Consider the following 16937-nt stretch of genomic DNA (forward strand, 5'->3'; position numbering starts at 1 on the left):
ACCACCTCTAAAAAACGACTGATACCAACATCACTAATCATTAAATTGATGGTATTGGTATTACACTTTCTCAGCTAACAAACCGCTGTTAGCTGTGTGCTCAGCTAGGCGACGCAGAACGACCAGCAACTCTTCATCAGGAAACTGACGAATTATGTCACCGCTATGGGTTTCGTAAATCGTCACAACGTCTCTGCCAGATCCTTCATCCACCCGAAACGCCACTCCTTTATTTATGGACGTCACAAATTCGTTCATCTGTGCCACCATTTTTTCACGCTCTTCTCTGTTAAACTCCTGACGACTTTCCGCCAATTTAACCGCAGTTTGAACAGAGAACTCATGTTCAGTGCCTTTCGCGCTTAATAGCGACAGATCACTGACAGATCTTGCTGAGCCCGGCACGCCTATGCCATAGCCATTTTTACTTGCAACTTTGGTGCCATCCTCTGCACCGTAAGACTGGATGTTCGATGTGTAGGAGGATATATCCATTATTATCTCCTTCCCAACTTATGAACTAACGATAAGTATCTTATCGCCTAGACTGAATCAGTCCGATTAGCCCAGTAAACTCAGCGCTGCAGATGGTGACTGCTTAGCTTGTGCCAGAATTGAGGTACTCGCTTGCTGAAGGATTTGCGACTTAGTCATTGCCGTCGTTTCCTTCGCATAGTCAGTATCTTTAATACGGCTATTTGACGCGTTTACGTTCTCATTGATGTTTTCCAGGTTACTGATCGCGTGGTTAAAGCGGTTTTGGAATGAACCCAGTGAAGAACGCTGGCTGTCTACTGACTTCAGTGCGCCATCAATGATTGCAACAGCTTCCTGAGAGCCCGCTACCGAAGTTACGTCGATGTCATTAACGGTGATGTCTTTTGCATCGCCGAAACCGATCTCGCCTGCCAGGTTGCCAGAGAACTCAACGTCGCCTGACACTTTTTGCGAAGCTGCAAATACTTGTAACTTACCGTCTTCACCTACAGACGCTTTCACATCTTCGCTCTGACCGTTAATGTAAGTCGCTAGCTGCTCGATATCATCGCCTTGTTTCGCGTTGATAGTCAGTTCTTTCTCTTCACCCTGCTTGTTGGTGTAGCTCATCGTAAGCTGAGTTTTATCACTGATAGCCCAGGACGCGTCTTTACCTTCTTCTGCTGAGTAGCTCTTACCACCCATTGAAGAAGTATCAGTACGCAGGTTGCCCATAGTAAGCATTACTGCTTCACCAGAGTCAGCACCAATTTGGAAAGATTTAGTACCGAAAGTACCATTCAGAAGTTTGTTACCACCAAAAGAAGTAGTTTCCGCAATACGGTTTAACTCGTCGTTTAAGGCTGTTACTTCTTCTTGAATCGCTACACGTTCTGCTTTCGAGTTTGAGCCGTTCGATGATTGAAGCGACAGATCACGCATACGTTGTAGGATGTTGGTAGATTCATTCATTGCACCTTCAGCAACCTGTGCAATAGAAATACCGTTGTTCGCGTTTTGTACTGCCATGTCCAGACCACGGCTTTGTGCGTTCAATCGGTTTGAAATCTGCAGGCCCGCTGCATCGTCTTTCGCGCTATTGATTTTATAACCCGAAGACAAGCGCTCCATTGATTTTTGTTGACCTTCAGCCGCTTGGTTTAGGTAACGCTGTGCGGTCATCGCAGAAACGTTAGTATTAACGTTAATCGCCATAAATTAATCTCCTGTAGGCTTGATACCAACCGAAGTAAATAGCCACTCATCTTAGCTTGCTAAACATTCAACACCTGCGTTACGTTTTTCGTTATTAAAGACGGTTTGGTTGCAGAGCAACAACCGACCGAAAAAGTACGCTTGGTTATCAAACACTTCCGCTTAACTACTTATGATCACTAAATTACTGTGATTGGTATTAGTTGATGCACCGTCGTGTCTCTCACCTCACTTAGGTACATCTCATTTCTCTCAATCCCTTTAACGGCGACCAAGACATAACCTTTAGGGGAAATACTCAAATTTTTTCGATTAACGTCCTCTGGTCACTAAAATGTGACGCGCATCTACCTTAGCTATTTCAGTCGCTTATCAAATTTCCACACATAGAAAAAAACCCAGCCGAAGCTGGGTTTACTCGCTCATCTCTCACCACGAGCCAATGAGGTTCTGGTCTTAAGCTGGAAATTAGCCTAGCAGACTTAGCGCTGAGTTTGGCGCTTGTTTCGCTTGCGCAAGGATTGAGCTTGACGCTTGCGATAGAATTTGTGACTTAGTCATTGCCGTCGTTTCCTTCGCGAAGTCAGTATCTTTGATACGGCTCTTCGACGCGTTCACGTTCTCGTTAATGTTTTCTAAGTTGCTGATCGCATGGTTGAAACGGTTTTGGAATGCACCTAATTCTGCGCGGTGGCTGTCTACGTACTTAAGCGCTGCATCAATGATAGCAACTGATTCTTGCGCGCCACCTACTGATGTTACATCGATAGTATCAACCGTTACTTTTTTACCGTCGCCTAGACCCAGTTCACCAGACAGGCTGCCAGAGAACGATACATCACCTTCAACTTTGTTGTTACCTGCAAAAAGCTGTAGTTTGCCTTCTTGGTCTACAGACGCATTTACAAGATCAGTCTGACCGTTGATGTAAGTCGCTAGCTCTTCGATATCATCGCCCGTTTTCGCGTTAATCGAGATTTCCTGCTCTTCACCGAAGCTGTCTGTCAGGCTGATTTTCAGGTCATTCTTACCTTCAGCAACACTCCAGTTTTCGCCTTTCGCGTTTTCAGACTGGTAGCTCACACCACCCATCATTTTGTTGTCTGAACGCATGTCTTTTAGCTGAAGCATCACAGCTTCACCGTTGTCAGAACCGATTTGGAATGACTTAGTACCGTGCGTACCGTTAAGCAGCTTGTTACCACCAAAAGAGGTAGTTTCTGCGATACGGTTTAGCTCATCATTCAGAGCCGTTACTTCTTCCTGAATAGCTACACGGTCTGCTTTAGAGTTTGAACCGTTTGCAGATTGTAGAGACAAATCACGCATACGTTGCAGGATGTTAGATGTCTCGTTCATTGCACCTTCAGCAGTTTGTGCAATAGAGATACCATCGTTCGCGTTACGAACAGCGACATCCAGACCACGGCTTTGTACGTTCAGACGGTTTGAGATTTGCAGACCCGCTGCGTCATCTTTCGCGCTGTTGATTTTAAAGCCAGAAGACAAACGCTCCATTGATGTTTGTTGTGCTGAGTTTGCGCTGTTCAGGTAGCGTTGTGCAGTCATCGCTGCTACGTTTGTGTTTACATTCACTGCCATGGTGATTTCTCCAATTGATTTTCCGGTAATGCGGTTTCCGACGTCTCGGAAAACCAAGTAGTTCTCTCAAAGTTACTTTTATTAACGGCGCATAACCTGATTCCTTTAGAGAAAATCTTCAGTTTTTTTGAAAAAAGTTCATTTCGAGGGGGTATCGTGATGAAACAGATAAAAAACTAAAAAAACTTTAATTTTTCTCTAAAGCTTCTTTATAACCTGTCGATACAGGCTGTTTTTTTATTAGTTTTGAGGTCTAACCTAGTAAAGATAAAACAAGGTTTGGCGCTTGTTTCGCCTGAGCAAGAATGGAAGTACTGACTTGTTGCAAGATCTGATGTTTAACCATTTGGGTGGTTTCTTTGGCGTAGTCCGTATCTTGAATACGACTTCTAGACGCAGCAACATTCTCATGAATATTGTCCAGATTTCTAATCGCATGGTTAAAGCGATTCTGGTACGCACCTAGCTCAGCGCGGTGGCTATCGACATATTTCATCGCTGTATCCAGCACAGCGACCGCTTGCTGAGCGCCGCCCACGCTGGTGATATCAATATTGTCGACTGCCTGATACTCTTGCAGCGCCATACCAAGTTCATTTGCCAGTTCACCGGAGAAAGAGATCGGACCGGACGTTTCCTGGCCTGCCATAAAGATTTGCAGTTGCCCTTTTTCATTAACCGAGGCTGATACTTTGTCTGTCTGTCCGTTGATGTAGGTCGCTAACTCTTCAATATCGTTACCAGCTTTAGCGTTAATCCGGATCTGTTCTGTCTCACCCAGCCTATTAGTAAAGGACATAGTGAACTGGTTAGCATTACTACTTACTTGCCAATCGGAGCCTGCTTTACCTTTTGAAATGTAACTAAAGCCGCCCATATCAAGGCCATCGCTGCGCATCGACTTTAATTCGACTTGTACAGCTTCTCCGGCAGACGCTCCTATCTGAAAAGAAGATGTGCCAAAGGTGCCGTTAAGCAGTTTACGTCCGCCGAACGAGGTACTTTCCGCGATACGGTTCAGCTCATCATTCAGTGCGCCTACTTCTTCTTGCAATGCGACTCTTTCTGCCTTGCTGTTCGAGCCATTCGCCGACTGCAAAGACAAGTCCCGCATACGCTGCATAATATTAGTGACTTCATTCATTGCCCCTTCTGCGGTCTGCATGATTGAAATACCATCGTTTGCATTGCGTACGGCAACATCTAAGCCTCGCATCTGCGCTTGAAGACGGTTTGATATCTGTAACCCTGCTGCGTCATCCTTTGCGCTGTTAATACGCTTCCCTGAAGACAGACGCTCCATGGATTGATTCAGCATGTCCGTCGCATTGGTCAGATGACGCTGCGCAACGAGGGCTGAAACATTGGTATTAACGGTGATGGCCATTGATAGATAGTCCCAAAATTAAGGCTTTGGATATTTATCGGCCAAGACAGACAAAATTTTAGTGTTTTAAGGAAAATTGTCTTAACAAAGAGCGTTAAAACAAAAAACCCTCCGGGTGGAGGGCTTGGAAGTTAGAGTGAACTTAACCTTACTTAATAGCCAGTTCCGCTAACATCTCCTGAGAAGGAGCGAAGAAATAAGCACCGGTAACAGCTTTAGTGAAGCGTAACAGCTGGTCTGTTTTACCATCAGTAACACCATACATGCTCTCAAGCATCACTTTGATGTTGTGCAGGTTTTGACAGTAACAGATGAACAACAGACCGTGAGCGCCGGTAGCTGTACCGTAAGGTAAGCTGTGACGGACGATCTTGAGGCCTTTACCTTCTTCTTTGATGTCAACACGGCCTACGTGAGACGCTGCTGGTACATCATCAAGCTCAACAGAATCTGGTTTTGTACGGCCAACGACTTTTTCTTGTGCTTTTACGTTCAGGCGGTTCCATGCAGGAAGGTTATGCTCAAAACGCTGAGCCATAACATAACTACCACCAGCAAACGGGCCTTCTTTAATCAGAGCCACTTCAGCACGAGCCTCGCCTTCCGGGTTCTCAGTGCCGTCAATAAAGTCAGTCATGTCACGAGCATCCAGGTAGCGGAAGCCGTATGTTTCATCAACGACTGTTACGTCTTCAGAAGTTTCCAGCAAGAACTTACGCAATACGTAAAAATGCAGATCATGACGTGTTGAGTGACAATGGATTAATACATCTACATCGCTCGATGGTGCAACAGTATCGCCTTCGCCAAGCTGTGGAAAATCGATCAGTTCTTCTGGCATATCGACGTTCAAGTGTCGCCAGAATGATTTTGTGAATGCAATAGAAAGTGTCAGGTCAGCACCTGGCTGGCTGTTATTTAGCTCTTCAACCAGCTCCGGAAGCGCTTTTAGTTTCGCCAATACGTTTTCACGGTTTTGGTTCACTTTTAGTTGAGTGTACAGTGCAAATGGCCCTGCTTCTGGCACAATTGCCGTTTGAGCTTGTAACATTGAGGTTTCCTCTATACTTTGCCCCTGTGCGGGAAGTTGTTAATTTCTAATTCTTTGAAGGCTGTTCTTGACTGTGCTCGAATCGTGGCACTTCAAAACAGTCTTTTACCCACCTTCCGTTGAGAAGGTAGATCATAAACCAGGATAATAAGGTGATAGTAAGCGCGTTGGCCCAGTTGAATACACCATGTTCTAGATATACATGATACATGGTCTGGGCAAGTTGAATACCGCACAAGATCAAAGTCACCTCACGACCGTAGTACATTATTTTATTCACCCACTTGCGTTCTGGCTGACGTAACCCCATCAACCAAACCAACATCAAGCTAGGTATGCCCATCATTAGCCCTAAATACAGGGTACCTGAATCCGGATAAACAATAGACAGCAGTTTACTTCCGCTTTCTCTGCTTACACCCGCCATGGCAAACACCACCCAGGAGCGGGCGAGAAATATCCAGCCCAGCCAAACTAAAATCGGCGCTTTCAAGAATCCATGAGTGTCATATTGATCGAATGCGTAGCGCACAATAACTTCTTCTTTAACTTTTCACTGCGGTCACTTTACCTGATCGCAGCGAAACTGCAACGCAGCAGACGTGCTACGCCCGCAAACTACGGCGAGCGTCCGCTCATAACGCGGGCTCAGTGGTTCATTTCAACTAATTTGGCAGGTACTATAACGGAACGATTTCAGATTCAGGCAGCAAAAGCCGGGTGATTCAGAACCATGAAAAAGAAAACTACCGCAGTACCTGTTCCTTCTCAGGAAACCCAGAATGAAGCGATGAATATCGCAAGAGCGACGCAAAAGCCGGGGCAGACAAAAGAGCAGACTAAACTCATTGCTCAAGGTATTGAAAAAGGTATTGCACTATATAAGAAACAACAGAAAGAACGTAACCGCCAGGCAGATAAAGCCAAAAAGAAACAACAAAGAGATAAGCAGCGTCAGTCAGAAGAGCTGACACATTCAGAGGTTCAGACTACCGCAGAACCAACATCAAAGAACTCATCCACACTGCCGTGGGTACTGCTTGTTCTCAGCTGGATAGGGTTTGCTGCCACTATTTTGATAGGAAACTGATTATGCGCCAGGTCATTGTTGTAAGTGCAATACTCTCGCTCTCTGGCTGCTCATCTACTCCGGTAAATCCTCATGACCAGAGTCAGCAGGTCGAAATCCGGATTGATGGCCAGTTTGCCCCTGCTCAGTGCAAATATCTCGGTGAAATAACAGGCAGTGAAGGACACTGGTACAACTACCTGTTCTACACCAATGATGACATGATCGAAGGTGCAGTTAACGACCTGAAAAATAACGCCATGGTAATCAACGCCGACACTGTATTTATGATTTCTCCGCAGTACTTCGTGACATCATTTACCGTATTGGGCATCGCCTACCGCTGTAACTAGTTTCTGGTTTTCGCGCATTTTGAAGTCATTTGGGTATATAGAAAAAAAGCCAGCAATTGCTGGCTTATGCACGAAATCCAAGGCTACTTGCAATATCGCTCTCTCGTTCCAAAACCCATTGACTATCAAAAGGTCCCCAGTCCGAAAGTTGGTAGTAGCCGTCATTATGACGTCGACCATCCTGAACAAATATAAGTTCAATGCCGATACCCGGTAAAGCCTTCAGTACATCTTGAATTGTACGACGAGGCCAACCCGTTTTTTCGATTAACTTTGGTACATTCGGCCTTTCAAGACTTTCGACCAACAAGGCCAAATATAACCGCCTTGCAAAAACAGGACTCAACTCCATTGACACCTCCTAAACTTGTGCTGAATCATTATTTCGTTTTTGCACGCTAGAATGTTGCGTTTGATCAATAACTCGACGTATCCGGCCTACTTTGTTGTTATTTTACTCGAATTCCTACAAGTTGAGTTCTTAGTTTCCTCAACTCGGTTGTCAATCCCTATACGTGGAAACCTCGTCTCTATTACCACTGCATAAATTATTCTCTTTAGCATTTTGTCAGTTCGGTTGCTTCTTGATAGGATGCGTGAACAGCCCAAACTGCTTTAACGACGCTTCTTCGGAGCTTGAGAGCAAAAGAAAAAGAAAAGGAAACATTATGACGACAACCATGTTCGGTATACCAAACTGCGACACGATAAAAAAAGCCAAAAAGTGGCTAGAAGCGGAAGGCATCGCGTATGAGTTTCATGATTACCGAAAACAAGGTGTGGATACCGCATTAGTGACAGAGTTTTGTGATGCTCTGGGCTGGGAAGTTGTTCTAAACAAACGTGGCACGACATTCCGCCAGCTGACTCAGGAACAAAAAGACTCTCTCAATCAAGAGAATGCGATTAAGCTGCTGGTAGAGAACCCGGCGATGATTAAGCGCCCTATTCTGAAAGTAAATGATCAACTTCATATCGGTTTCAAAGCTGATCAATACATGACCATTTTTAACTCATAATTTAAGGAACACTCAAGGATGACAGACAGTTCGGTACTGGCTCTTGCTAAAGACCTAATCAGCAGACAATCGGTAACACCTGAAGACGCAGGTTGCCAGGACGTAATGATCGAGCGACTAAAGGCGCTTGGCTTCGATATTGAAGTCATGGTGTTCGAGGATACGACTAATTTCTGGGCTCGACGCGGCACAAAAGCACCATTGTTTGCATTTGCCGGCCATACCGATGTCGTACCAGCCGGCAAGCTGGAACAATGGGATACGCCCCCATTCGAACCAACCGTTAAGGATGGTTACCTGTATGGTCGTGGCGCCGCTGATATGAAAGGCTCTCTTGCAGCGATGTTGGTTGCGGTAGAACGTTTTATTGCCGAGCACCCGGATCACGATGGCTCGATTGGCTTTTTGATCACATCGGATGAAGAAGGCCCGTTCATTAACGGCACAGTGCGAGTTGTAGATGCTCTGATGGAGCGCGGCGAAAACATTGATATGTGTATTGTCGGTGAGCCTTCAAGTACAGACATCGTTGGCGATGTAGTGAAGAATGGCCGTCGTGGCTCAATCACTGGCGACCTGACAGTAAAAGGCACCCAAGGTCACGTTGCATATCCGCACCTTGCGAACAACCCTGTTCACTCTTCTCTGTTGGCCATTCACGAGCTGGCGACAACGGAATGGGATAAAGGTAATGATTACTTCCCGCCAACCAGCTTCCAAATTCCTAACGTGTCCGCAGGTACTGGTGCATCAAACGTCATTCCGGGCGAGTTCAACGTACAGTTCAACCTGCGTTTCAGCACCGAGCTAAACAACGATGTGATTGTTGAGCGTGTCACTGAAATACTAAATAAGCACGATCTGAACTATGAGCTGAACTGGACTTTCAACGGCGACCCGTTCCTGACGGATACCGGTGCCTTGCTCGATGCCGTTGTTGTTGCGGTTGATGAAGTAAACCACACCAAACCAGCACTACTAACGACAGGTGGTACATCTGATGGTCGCTTTATCGCCCGAATGGGTGGTCAGGTGGTAGAACTCGGGCCTGTAAACGCAACAATTCATAAAGTGAACGAGTGCGTTAAAGTGGACGACCTTGAGAAATTAACCGATATGTACCAAAACACGCTTAAGCATTTGCTGGCGAAGTAATCGTCGGCAAGCGATTCTATAGATAACGAGAATAACATGACACCATCGCAACTCACCGGTATTACCGATTCTCACCTTCAATCAATCATGATTGGTCAGAAAGCTTTTTTGCTTCATCCGGAAGTTGCGAATGACTTGCTCAGTATGATTGAAGCGGCGACAGCAGCAGGATTTAAGATAGAAATTGCCAGTGGCTTCCGGGATTTTGCTCGCCAACGTGCAATCTGGAATGGCAAGTTTTCCGGTGAGTTGCCTATTCTAGATTCTGATTCTCAGCCCCTGGATAAAGCCCGATTAAGTGATGATGATAAAGTAATGGCGATATTACGCTGGTCTGCACTTCCGGGTGGCAGCCGTCATCACTGGGGCTGCGATTTCGATGTCTATGCTCGCAACTTGTTGCCTCCGGAAGTCAGTCTACAACTTGAACCATGGGAGTACCTGCAGGGACACCAACATGAGTTCTATCTTTGGCTAAAAGAGCATCTCAACGAGTTCAATTTTTTCTTCCCTTACCAGAAAGATATGGGTGGTGTTGCGATTGAGCCGTGGCATATTAGCCATATTTCTGTCGGTCAGCAGTGTTTGTCACAGTTGACGCCTGATCTCCTCAGAAGCGAGTTGATACAACAAAATGAGCAGAACTGCATTGCAGGAATCGATTCGATACTAAATAATTTAGAGAAGATTGTGTCTACGTATATCCGTAACATATCACTACCACCGGAGGCACTATGATAGAACTGTTGACCAACCCCTGGGTTATCATCATTGTGGTGGTAAGTGTTGTGATCGGTAACATCGCCGCATTGAAATACACGGCTAACATGAAGTTTAATCAAATGGATAAAAGCCGTAAAAACGAGTTGGATCGATTGAATGAAATTGACCAAAAGCGTTATGGCGATAAAGAGACTAAAGACGATGATGCTCCTTAGTAAATATCGCAATCTCAAATAATTAAAAAGGGACCATTAGGTCCCTTTTTATTAATGCTCTTGTAAATAAAGACTACTGCTTAACCACTTCAGCCAATACAGGCACCAGTGATTTCAGGAACTCTTCCTCTACAGGCTTACCTGATGAGTCGGTAATATTTATTGAAGTACGGTTACCCAAATCACCCAGTAGGAAGGTATATTTACCCGCCTTTAAGTCGACTGGTTTAACGCCTATATCATTCCAGTACTCATCATCCGGCGATGCGTATTTGGCCTCGACTGTACCTTGAGACTGCGTGCGGTCCTCAACTGTGAATCCAATCTTAGGAAGAATCACTGGCAGACGCGGCCACAGGACATCATATTGAGCACGGGCAATAATAACAGGAAGACCGCTTCGGTCCGTACCCATAGTAATTGGGATGTGTTTTACCAATTCTTGTGCTTTACGCTGTGCCTCTTCACGGACTTGTTGATCGTATCGAGCAGTCACCAAGTTGGTCATGAAAACGTTATAGCGTTCGCGGTTTATCGGAGTGACATCTTTAACTTGGTTACCTTCACGCCAGTCGATAAGGCTTACTTTAAAACCGTAACGACCGCCAGACTCAGTACGAGTAATTTCATAACGGCTGCCGATCTCCATATCTTCATCAGCAGAGTCCCAGGTTACCCAGCCTGTTTCAATACGGGAGTCTGTTTGGCTTTCAACTGGAATTTTTCTGTCTTCAACCATACCTTGTACAGTATTCCAGACCTTATCCTGTTCATCTTTACGTAATAGCCATAGTGTTACTTCACCATCTCTGCTGCGATCCAGGCGAGCGCCAGGGATGAGTTCTAACACTTGTTGTGGCGGTCGAATGTCCACATCTTTACCCACACCGCCAACGAAATCGCCCTGAGGAATTTCGAAATTCGGATAGTACTGAGACTGAGCACCTTGGGGTACATTCCACTCACCCAACTCAGGGGTGTTTAAATACTCGAAATCGTCCTTTGCCTGACGACGTTGGTTAGCACCACCTGAACAGGCAGTCAATACGAATACAGCTAATGAACTTAACACTAACTGGCTTGAAAGCTTCATTTATACTCCTAAAACACTGAGGGCTCGTAAGCCCTCAGCATGCACTTCAATCCTAGTAACTCAATCTTAACAGCTCAATCTTAGTAAATACCTGCGTCTGTTAACGCCTGTTCCACGATCGGCTGCGATTTTTCAGAAAGCGTGGTTAGCGGAAGACGCAGACTGCCATCATCAATCAATCCAAGCTTGAGTGCCGCCCATTTTACAGGGATCGGACTCGCCTCGACGAACAGATTCTTGTGCAGCGTCATTAATCGCTTATTAATAGATTCTGCTTCTTCGAACTTACCTTCACTTGCCAAATGGAACATGTCTGCCATGTCTTTGGCTGCGATGTTGTTAGTTACCGAGATAACACCATTGCCACCTAGCTTAACAAAATCTAAGCCAGTCGCATCATCACCACTTAGTAAGATAAAATCTTCGCCACAAAGTTCACGATGAATTGCAACTCGATCCAAATCGCCTGTCGCATCTTTAAGGCCGACGATATTATCAAGCTTTGACAAACGTGCCACTGTCTCTGGCTGCATATCAACAGCCGTGCGCCCTGGAACATTATACAAAATAAGTGGTACATCACTCGCTTCAGCAATTGCCTTATAGTGAAGGAATAAACCTTCTTGTGTTGGTTTATTGTAGTAAGGCGTTACGCTTAAAAAGCCAGAAATACCCGAATCCGCTAGCAATTTACTAAATGTTACTGCTTCGTGGGTTGCATTTGCCCCTGTACCAGCGATCACAGGGATGCGGCCATTGGCAAACTCTACAGTCTTGTTAACAACCTTTACATGCTCTTCAATCGTCAGTGTCGCTGACTCTCCGGTTGTACCTACGGCTACAATACCATCCGAACCGGATTCGATATGATATTCCACTAGCTTTTGCAGACCGTCAAAGTCTACTTCACCATCGGCTTTAAATGGTGTAATCAGCGCTACGATACTTCCTGAAAACATGTTTATCTCCCTTATTTAGTTCTTTCTGCATGGTACTGTAATGCGATTGAAAAACACAAGAGCGTAAACTCGCTTACAAAGTACAAATGAATGAATAATTATCAGATGTTAGAGATCTAGCAACTTAATTGCTCACTTTCGGCATTGATTCAGTTCGGATTTGATAATTTTATTATTTAAGTAACTCAATCATCGCGTTATTCAAAAGCTGAAAGTAATAGTTCACCTGTCACTGAGCGCAGAAATATACTCTCTGGTAAGCCTGAGCAAGTCAGGTTTGAGTGAATAAAAAAATCAGCGTCTAAACATAAGCAGTGCAAATGGTTAACAAACCCTGAATACCGTTACGCAAAACATACACCTGTATTAACTAAAAAAACAACAGACTCGATATTTCTCCGGCGTAACTGTGCTAACATTCGATCTATTGAAGAAAGGACAAGAAGCTCATTTATGAAGCAACATCTGGTACTTACAGCCGTTGGAACGGATCGCCCTGGCATTTGTAACCAAGTCGTAAAACTCGTTACGCAGGCTGGCTGTAACATTGTCGACAGCCGTATCGCTATCTTTGGCAATGAATTTACCCTCATTATGCTACTAACCGGTAGCACCAGTAATATCACTCGTGTTGAGACACAAATGCCTTTATTGGGCCAGGAACATGACCTGATTACGATAATGAAGCGTACCGCCACTCACGAGTTACTTGATAACAGTTACACAATGGAAGTCTTTATCGAATCAGAAGACCGTCCGGGCCTAACTGAAAAATTTACCCAATTCTTTGCGGATCAGCAGATTGGGCTGGATTCGCTTAGCGCACAAACCATCAGTAAGTCGAAGATTCAGGCCGATGTCGATCAATTCCACATTGCCATCACTGCATCGGTTAGTGCTGATTGTAACCTTATGCAGTTACAAGAAGATTTCAATGAACTTTGTAAGTTGCTTAACGTACAAGGTTCTCTGAATTTCATTAAAAACACACTATAAAGTAAAGGAAATCATAATGAATACGCTGACAGCAGGCTCGCCAGCGCCAGCCTTCTCTTTGCTCGACCAAGACGGCAATACAGTTACTCTTGGCGATTTTAAAGGCAAGAAAGTACTTTTCTACTTTTACCCTAAAGCCATGACTCCGGGCTGTACCGTTCAGGCACAAGGTCTGCGCGATGTTAAGGCAGAACTGGACGCACATAATGTCGTTGTTCTCGGTGTTAGTATCGACCCGGTAAAACGCCTAGGCAAATTCATCGAGCGCGACAATCTGAACTTTACACTCCTTTCTGATGAAGACCACGCAGTAGCAGAGCAGTTCGGTGTGTGGGGCGAGAAGAAGTTTATGGGTAAAGTCTACGACGGACTTCACCGCATCAGCTTTTTAATCAATGAAGAAGGCGTCATTGAACACGTATTCAATAAGTTCAAGACCAAAGATCACCATGAAGTGGTCTTAAACTACCTGAACGAAAACGCGTAACCCTAATAGCCTAACTACAACAAAGCCCAGCAATCGCTGGGCTTTTTCTATATAAAGATAATTAATCTTGCTCGGCAGGTTCCGGGTCATCGGTGCTCGGCAGTGCGTTCCAGACCGCTTTCACCAGGGTCGCAAGCGGGATTGCAAAGAAGACGCCCCAGAACCCCCACAAGCCGCCAAACACTAACACGGCGACAATGATTGCGACTGGGTGAAGGTTAACAGCTTCAGAGAACAGAACCGGAACCAGTACGTTACCATCTAGTGCCTGGATAATCATGTATGCCACAAAAAGCCAGTAGAACTGTGGCGTTAGCCCCCACTGGAACAAACCTACGATAGTTACCGGTACTGTAACTGCCGCAGCGCCAATGTATGGAATCAGAACCGATAAACCCACAGCAACGGCTAATAATGCAGAATAACGTAAATCAAGAATAGCAAAGGTGACATAGCTGACACAGCCGACAATCAGAATTTCCAGCACCTTACCGCGAATATAATTGGAGATTTGCTCATTCATCTCATGCCAGACTTTATTGGCTAACTTACGGTTTTTGGGCATCATGCCGCTGGCCATACCGATCATCACTTCTTTATCTTTAAGTAAGAAGAAGATAAGCAGAGGAACCAAAATCAAGTACACCCCTAAAGTCGCTAAACTGACCAGTGAAGCTAGTGAGCCTTTAACAACACTCTCACCAAGACCAATAGCCTGATTTTTAGCATTAGTGACAAGGGTTTCTACGATTTGCAGATTAGCCAGTTCTGGGTGACGTTCCGGCAAGGTAACAATGAACTTTTGTAGTCCATTGTACATATTAGGGATGTCATTAATAAGATTTCCGACCTGATTCCAGATAGTTGGTACGAGACCAAATAAAGCAAGCAACATCAGGCTGATGAAAATAAGCAGAACGAAGATGACAGAAACGGTACGCGGTATTCCCAGACGACACATTTTCACCACCGGCCATTCAAGCAGATAAGCCAGCACTATCGCTACGAGTAGCGGGGCAATAAGATGACCGAAAAAGTAGATGATGATAAAGCCAAACAGCAATATAGCGACGAGGCTAACTGCATGAGGGTCTGAGAATCGACGTTGATACCAACGACTTACCATTTCAAACATCTTAAGCGGATTCCTTATTACAAACAGTCAATGTGTAGTGATCGGATGTTGGTTGGCAATCAACCATATACCCTTGGGCATTCAGGTAATTCACAATATCTTGTTTAGAGCTGTAATCCGACACTTGAATGACAAGTTTGTGATACCGCGTTTTTTCTCCGTTAAAGGTCTTCGCAGCGTGACGCTTGGCAAGTAACAGTGCCATCGGGCAGCGTTGCTCACGCAAATCAAGTAACGTGGATTCCATTGTATTGCTCTGCACTTGTGATAGGGTTGTATTGTAACGGCTTTTTTAGCTGTAGCTAGCACTTCTGATAGGATTTATCCGTTCACTGAAATCACTCGGATATTTAATCAGTTACGAAACCAATTCATTTATTGCTGGTCTTATTGCTAGCGCATACCAGGATGACTTCAAGATGCATGGCTTATGGCGATCATCCCGAGGTTATTTAGGTATACTCATCCAGAGAGTATGGTGGTGATGTTGTGAGATGTTCTGTCTCCACCACGTACTTAGGTATTTGGGAGAACCTTTAAAACGTATGTTAAAACGCACTCGATCGCTAGTTTGCTTATGCATTGCTGCCGCAATTAGTTCGCCAACGACCTACGCCAGTAATATCGATTTACCAGATATTGGCACTGCTGCGGGGAGCACTCTATCGATAGATCAGGAGTTGATTTATGGTGACGCCTACATGCGCATGCTCAGAGCGAGCAAGCCCATCGTAAACGATCCGGTTATCAATGAATATATTGATTCTCTCGGCCACCGTCTGGTAGCAAATGCCAATGACGTAAAAACGCCGTACCACTTTTTTATGATACGTGACCGCAATATCAACGCTTTTGCGTTTTTTGGCGGTTATGTGGCTTTGCACTCTGGATTATTTCTGCACGCCAGATCTGAGAGTGAACTCGCTTCCGTTCTCGCCCATGAAATCGCCCACGTAACTCAGCGCCACCTTGCGCGCAGTATGGAAGAACAAGCACGGCGTTCACCTGCAACATTAGCCGCACTGGCGGGCGCGTTGCTCCTATCGATTGCAGCACCTGAAGCTGGCATCGCAGCCATAACGGCCGCAACCGCAGGTAACATGCAAAGTCAGATAAACTACACCCGATCTAACGAAAAAGAAGCTGACCGCTTTGGTATTGCAACACTTGCAAAAGCCGGGTTTGACGTGCAGGCCATGCCGCGCTTCTTCGAGCGATTAGCTGACGAATATCGTTATGCAAGTAAGCCACCTCCGATGTTGCTTACCCACCCGCTGCCAGAAGACCGCATTACCGATAGCCGCCAGCGTGCGCGAGCTTATCCACCACTGCGCATCCTTCCGTCCATCGACTACCACCTGGCTCGTGCCCGTATTGTTGCCCGCTATGCCGGCATTGATGCAGAAGCTGCTTTAGGTTGGTTTGAGCGCACGCAGGAAAAGGCAACAGCCGATATCATGCCTTCGTTTGATTACGGACGAGCTTTGGTTTATTTAGATACCAAACGCTTGTCTGAAGCAGAACCAGTACTGAAAAAACTACTAAACCAAGATCCGGGAAATCCGTTTTATCTTGATGCAATGAGCGACCTGTACATAGCGAAAAAACAGCCGGAGAAAGCCGCTGAAATGATGGACAGCGCACTCAAGCGCAACCCTCAGAACAAAGTGTTGACCATTAACTACGCGAATGCGCTGGTCGAAGCGAACAAAAATGATCAAGCTGTCCGAATTTTGCAACGCTACACCCATGATCGCCCAGAAGACACCAATGGCTGGCATCTATTATCGCAAAGTTACCACGAGCTCGGGCGCAGCGACGAAGAGCTTGCTGCACGCGCCGAAATTTTGGCGCTGCGGGCTAACTGGAATAAAGCGATTCAATATTATAGTGAAGCGAGTAAAATGGCTAAGTTGGGCAGCTTAGAACAAGCTCGCTACGATGCACGTATCGACCAACTCATGATCCAAAGAGATCAATTCATGGCATTACAATAACGAA

The 16937-nt window shown here is 45.4% G+C and carries 20 protein-coding genes; 9 read left to right on the forward strand and 11 right to left on the reverse strand.

Annotated features, from left to right (window positions below; translation table 11 throughout):
• Nucleotides 1-60: 60 nt before the first annotated feature.
• The 6 genes from flaG to KHN79_RS09850 form a co-directional block, all read right to left on the reverse strand.
• Nucleotides 61-495, reverse strand: coding sequence for a flagellar protein FlaG (gene flaG, locus KHN79_RS09825; protein ID WP_182008625.1), 435 nt, complete (start codon nucleotides 493-495; stop codon nucleotides 61-63).
• Nucleotides 496-561: 66 nt separating this feature from the next.
• Nucleotides 562-1692, reverse strand: a complete 1131-nt coding sequence (locus KHN79_RS09830; protein ID WP_182008626.1) for a flagellin — start codon at nucleotides 1690-1692, stop codon at nucleotides 562-564.
• A 468-nt stretch (nucleotides 1693-2160) separates the two neighbouring features.
• Nucleotides 2161-3294 (reverse strand): flagellin, encoded by a 1134-nt coding sequence (locus KHN79_RS09835; RefSeq protein WP_182008627.1) that lies wholly within the window; start codon nucleotides 3292-3294, stop codon nucleotides 2161-2163.
• 253 nt (nucleotides 3295-3547) lie between these two features.
• On the reverse strand, nucleotides 3548-4681 hold the full coding sequence (locus tag KHN79_RS09840) for a flagellin (RefSeq protein ID WP_182008628.1): 1134 nt from the start codon (nucleotides 4679-4681) through the stop codon (nucleotides 3548-3550).
• A gap of 148 nt (nucleotides 4682-4829) precedes the next feature.
• Nucleotides 4830-5732: a Dyp-type peroxidase gene (locus KHN79_RS09845; RefSeq protein WP_182008629.1), complete on the reverse strand. Its 903-nt coding sequence runs from the start codon at nucleotides 5730-5732 to the stop codon at nucleotides 4830-4832.
• A gap of 46 nt (nucleotides 5733-5778) precedes the next feature.
• On the reverse strand, nucleotides 5779-6264 hold the full coding sequence (locus KHN79_RS09850; RefSeq protein WP_182008630.1) for a DUF2919 domain-containing protein: 486 nt from the start codon (nucleotides 6262-6264) through the stop codon (nucleotides 5779-5781).
• Nucleotides 6265-6465: 201 nt separating this feature from the next.
• Here KHN79_RS09850 and KHN79_RS09855 point away from each other — a divergent pair, with 201 nt between their 5' ends.
• Nucleotides 6466-6822 carry a DUF2956 domain-containing protein gene (locus KHN79_RS09855; RefSeq protein ID WP_182008631.1) on the forward strand — a complete coding sequence of 119 codons (357 nt, stop codon included), beginning with the start codon at nucleotides 6466-6468 and terminating at the stop codon, nucleotides 6820-6822.
• A 2-nt stretch (nucleotides 6823-6824) separates the two neighbouring features.
• Complete coding sequence (locus KHN79_RS09860; protein WP_182008632.1) at nucleotides 6825-7154, forward strand: DUF4156 domain-containing protein; 330 nt, start codon at nucleotides 6825-6827, stop codon at nucleotides 7152-7154.
• A 64-nt stretch (nucleotides 7155-7218) separates the two neighbouring features.
• Here the strand turns inward: KHN79_RS09860 and KHN79_RS09865 are convergent, their stop codons facing one another.
• Nucleotides 7219-7506 (reverse strand): helix-turn-helix domain-containing protein, encoded by a 288-nt coding sequence (locus KHN79_RS09865; protein WP_182008633.1) that lies wholly within the window; start codon nucleotides 7504-7506, stop codon nucleotides 7219-7221.
• A 316-nt stretch (nucleotides 7507-7822) separates the two neighbouring features.
• On the opposite strand from KHN79_RS09865, the gene KHN79_RS09870 reads away from it, so the two are divergent.
• The 4 genes from KHN79_RS09870 to KHN79_RS09885 are packed head-to-tail and all read left to right on the forward strand — an operon-like array spanning nucleotide 7823 to nucleotide 10266.
• Nucleotides 7823-8173 carry an ArsC family reductase gene (locus KHN79_RS09870; RefSeq protein WP_182008634.1) on the forward strand — a complete coding sequence of 117 codons (351 nt, stop codon included), beginning with the start codon at nucleotides 7823-7825 and terminating at the stop codon, nucleotides 8171-8173.
• Nucleotides 8174-8191: 18 nt separating this feature from the next.
• The gene (dapE, locus tag KHN79_RS09875) at nucleotides 8192-9328 is read left to right on the forward strand and encodes a succinyl-diaminopimelate desuccinylase (protein ID WP_182008635.1); all 1137 of its coding nucleotides are present in this window, start codon (nucleotides 8192-8194) and stop codon (nucleotides 9326-9328) included.
• 36 nt (nucleotides 9329-9364) lie between these two features.
• Nucleotides 9365-10066: a M15 family metallopeptidase gene (locus tag KHN79_RS09880; RefSeq protein ID WP_182008636.1), complete on the forward strand. Its 702-nt coding sequence runs from the start codon at nucleotides 9365-9367 to the stop codon at nucleotides 10064-10066.
• Nucleotides 10063-10266 carry a DUF2897 family protein gene (locus KHN79_RS09885; RefSeq protein ID WP_182008637.1) on the forward strand — a complete coding sequence of 68 codons (204 nt, stop codon included), beginning with the start codon at nucleotides 10063-10065 and terminating at the stop codon, nucleotides 10264-10266. Before KHN79_RS09880 ends, KHN79_RS09885 begins: the two co-directional genes overlap by 4 nt.
• A gap of 73 nt (nucleotides 10267-10339) precedes the next feature.
• Here the strand turns inward: KHN79_RS09885 and bamC are convergent, their stop codons facing one another.
• Together bamC and dapA are read right to left on the reverse strand one after the other, a co-directional pair.
• Nucleotides 10340-11359, reverse strand: coding sequence for an outer membrane protein assembly factor BamC (gene bamC / locus KHN79_RS09890; protein WP_182008638.1), 1020 nt, complete (start codon nucleotides 11357-11359; stop codon nucleotides 10340-10342).
• 80 nt (nucleotides 11360-11439) lie between these two features.
• Nucleotides 11440-12318: a 4-hydroxy-tetrahydrodipicolinate synthase gene (gene dapA / locus KHN79_RS09895; RefSeq protein ID WP_182008639.1), complete on the reverse strand. Its 879-nt coding sequence runs from the start codon at nucleotides 12316-12318 to the stop codon at nucleotides 11440-11442.
• A 453-nt stretch (nucleotides 12319-12771) separates the two neighbouring features.
• Between dapA and KHN79_RS09900 the strand changes: the two genes are divergently transcribed.
• Nucleotides 12772-13314, forward strand: coding sequence for a glycine cleavage system protein R (locus KHN79_RS09900; protein WP_182008640.1), 543 nt, complete (start codon nucleotides 12772-12774; stop codon nucleotides 13312-13314).
• 16 nt (nucleotides 13315-13330) lie between these two features.
• The gene (gene bcp / locus KHN79_RS09905; RefSeq protein ID WP_182008641.1) at nucleotides 13331-13801 is read left to right on the forward strand and encodes a thioredoxin-dependent thiol peroxidase; all 471 of its coding nucleotides are present in this window, start codon (nucleotides 13331-13333) and stop codon (nucleotides 13799-13801) included.
• Between the two features lie 61 nt (nucleotides 13802-13862).
• On the opposite strand, the gene KHN79_RS09910 is transcribed toward bcp, so the two are convergent.
• Together KHN79_RS09910 and KHN79_RS09915 are read right to left on the reverse strand one after the other, a co-directional pair.
• On the reverse strand, nucleotides 13863-14936 hold the full coding sequence (locus KHN79_RS09910; RefSeq protein ID WP_182008642.1) for an AI-2E family transporter: 1074 nt from the start codon (nucleotides 14934-14936) through the stop codon (nucleotides 13863-13865).
• Between the two features lies 1 nt (nucleotide 14937).
• Nucleotides 14938-15183 (reverse strand): sulfurtransferase TusA family protein, encoded by a 246-nt coding sequence (locus tag KHN79_RS09915; RefSeq protein ID WP_182008643.1) that lies wholly within the window; start codon nucleotides 15181-15183, stop codon nucleotides 14938-14940.
• Between the two features lie 298 nt (nucleotides 15184-15481).
• On the opposite strand from KHN79_RS09915, the gene KHN79_RS09920 reads away from it, so the two are divergent.
• Complete coding sequence (locus KHN79_RS09920; protein ID WP_182008644.1) at nucleotides 15482-16933, forward strand: M48 family metallopeptidase; 1452 nt, start codon at nucleotides 15482-15484, stop codon at nucleotides 16931-16933.
• The last annotated feature ends 4 nt before the right edge of the window (nucleotides 16934-16937 follow it).

It is taken from the genome of Vibrio sp. B1FLJ16, assembly GCF_905175385.1.
Lineage (GTDB): Bacteria > Pseudomonadota > Gammaproteobacteria > Enterobacterales > Vibrionaceae > Vibrio.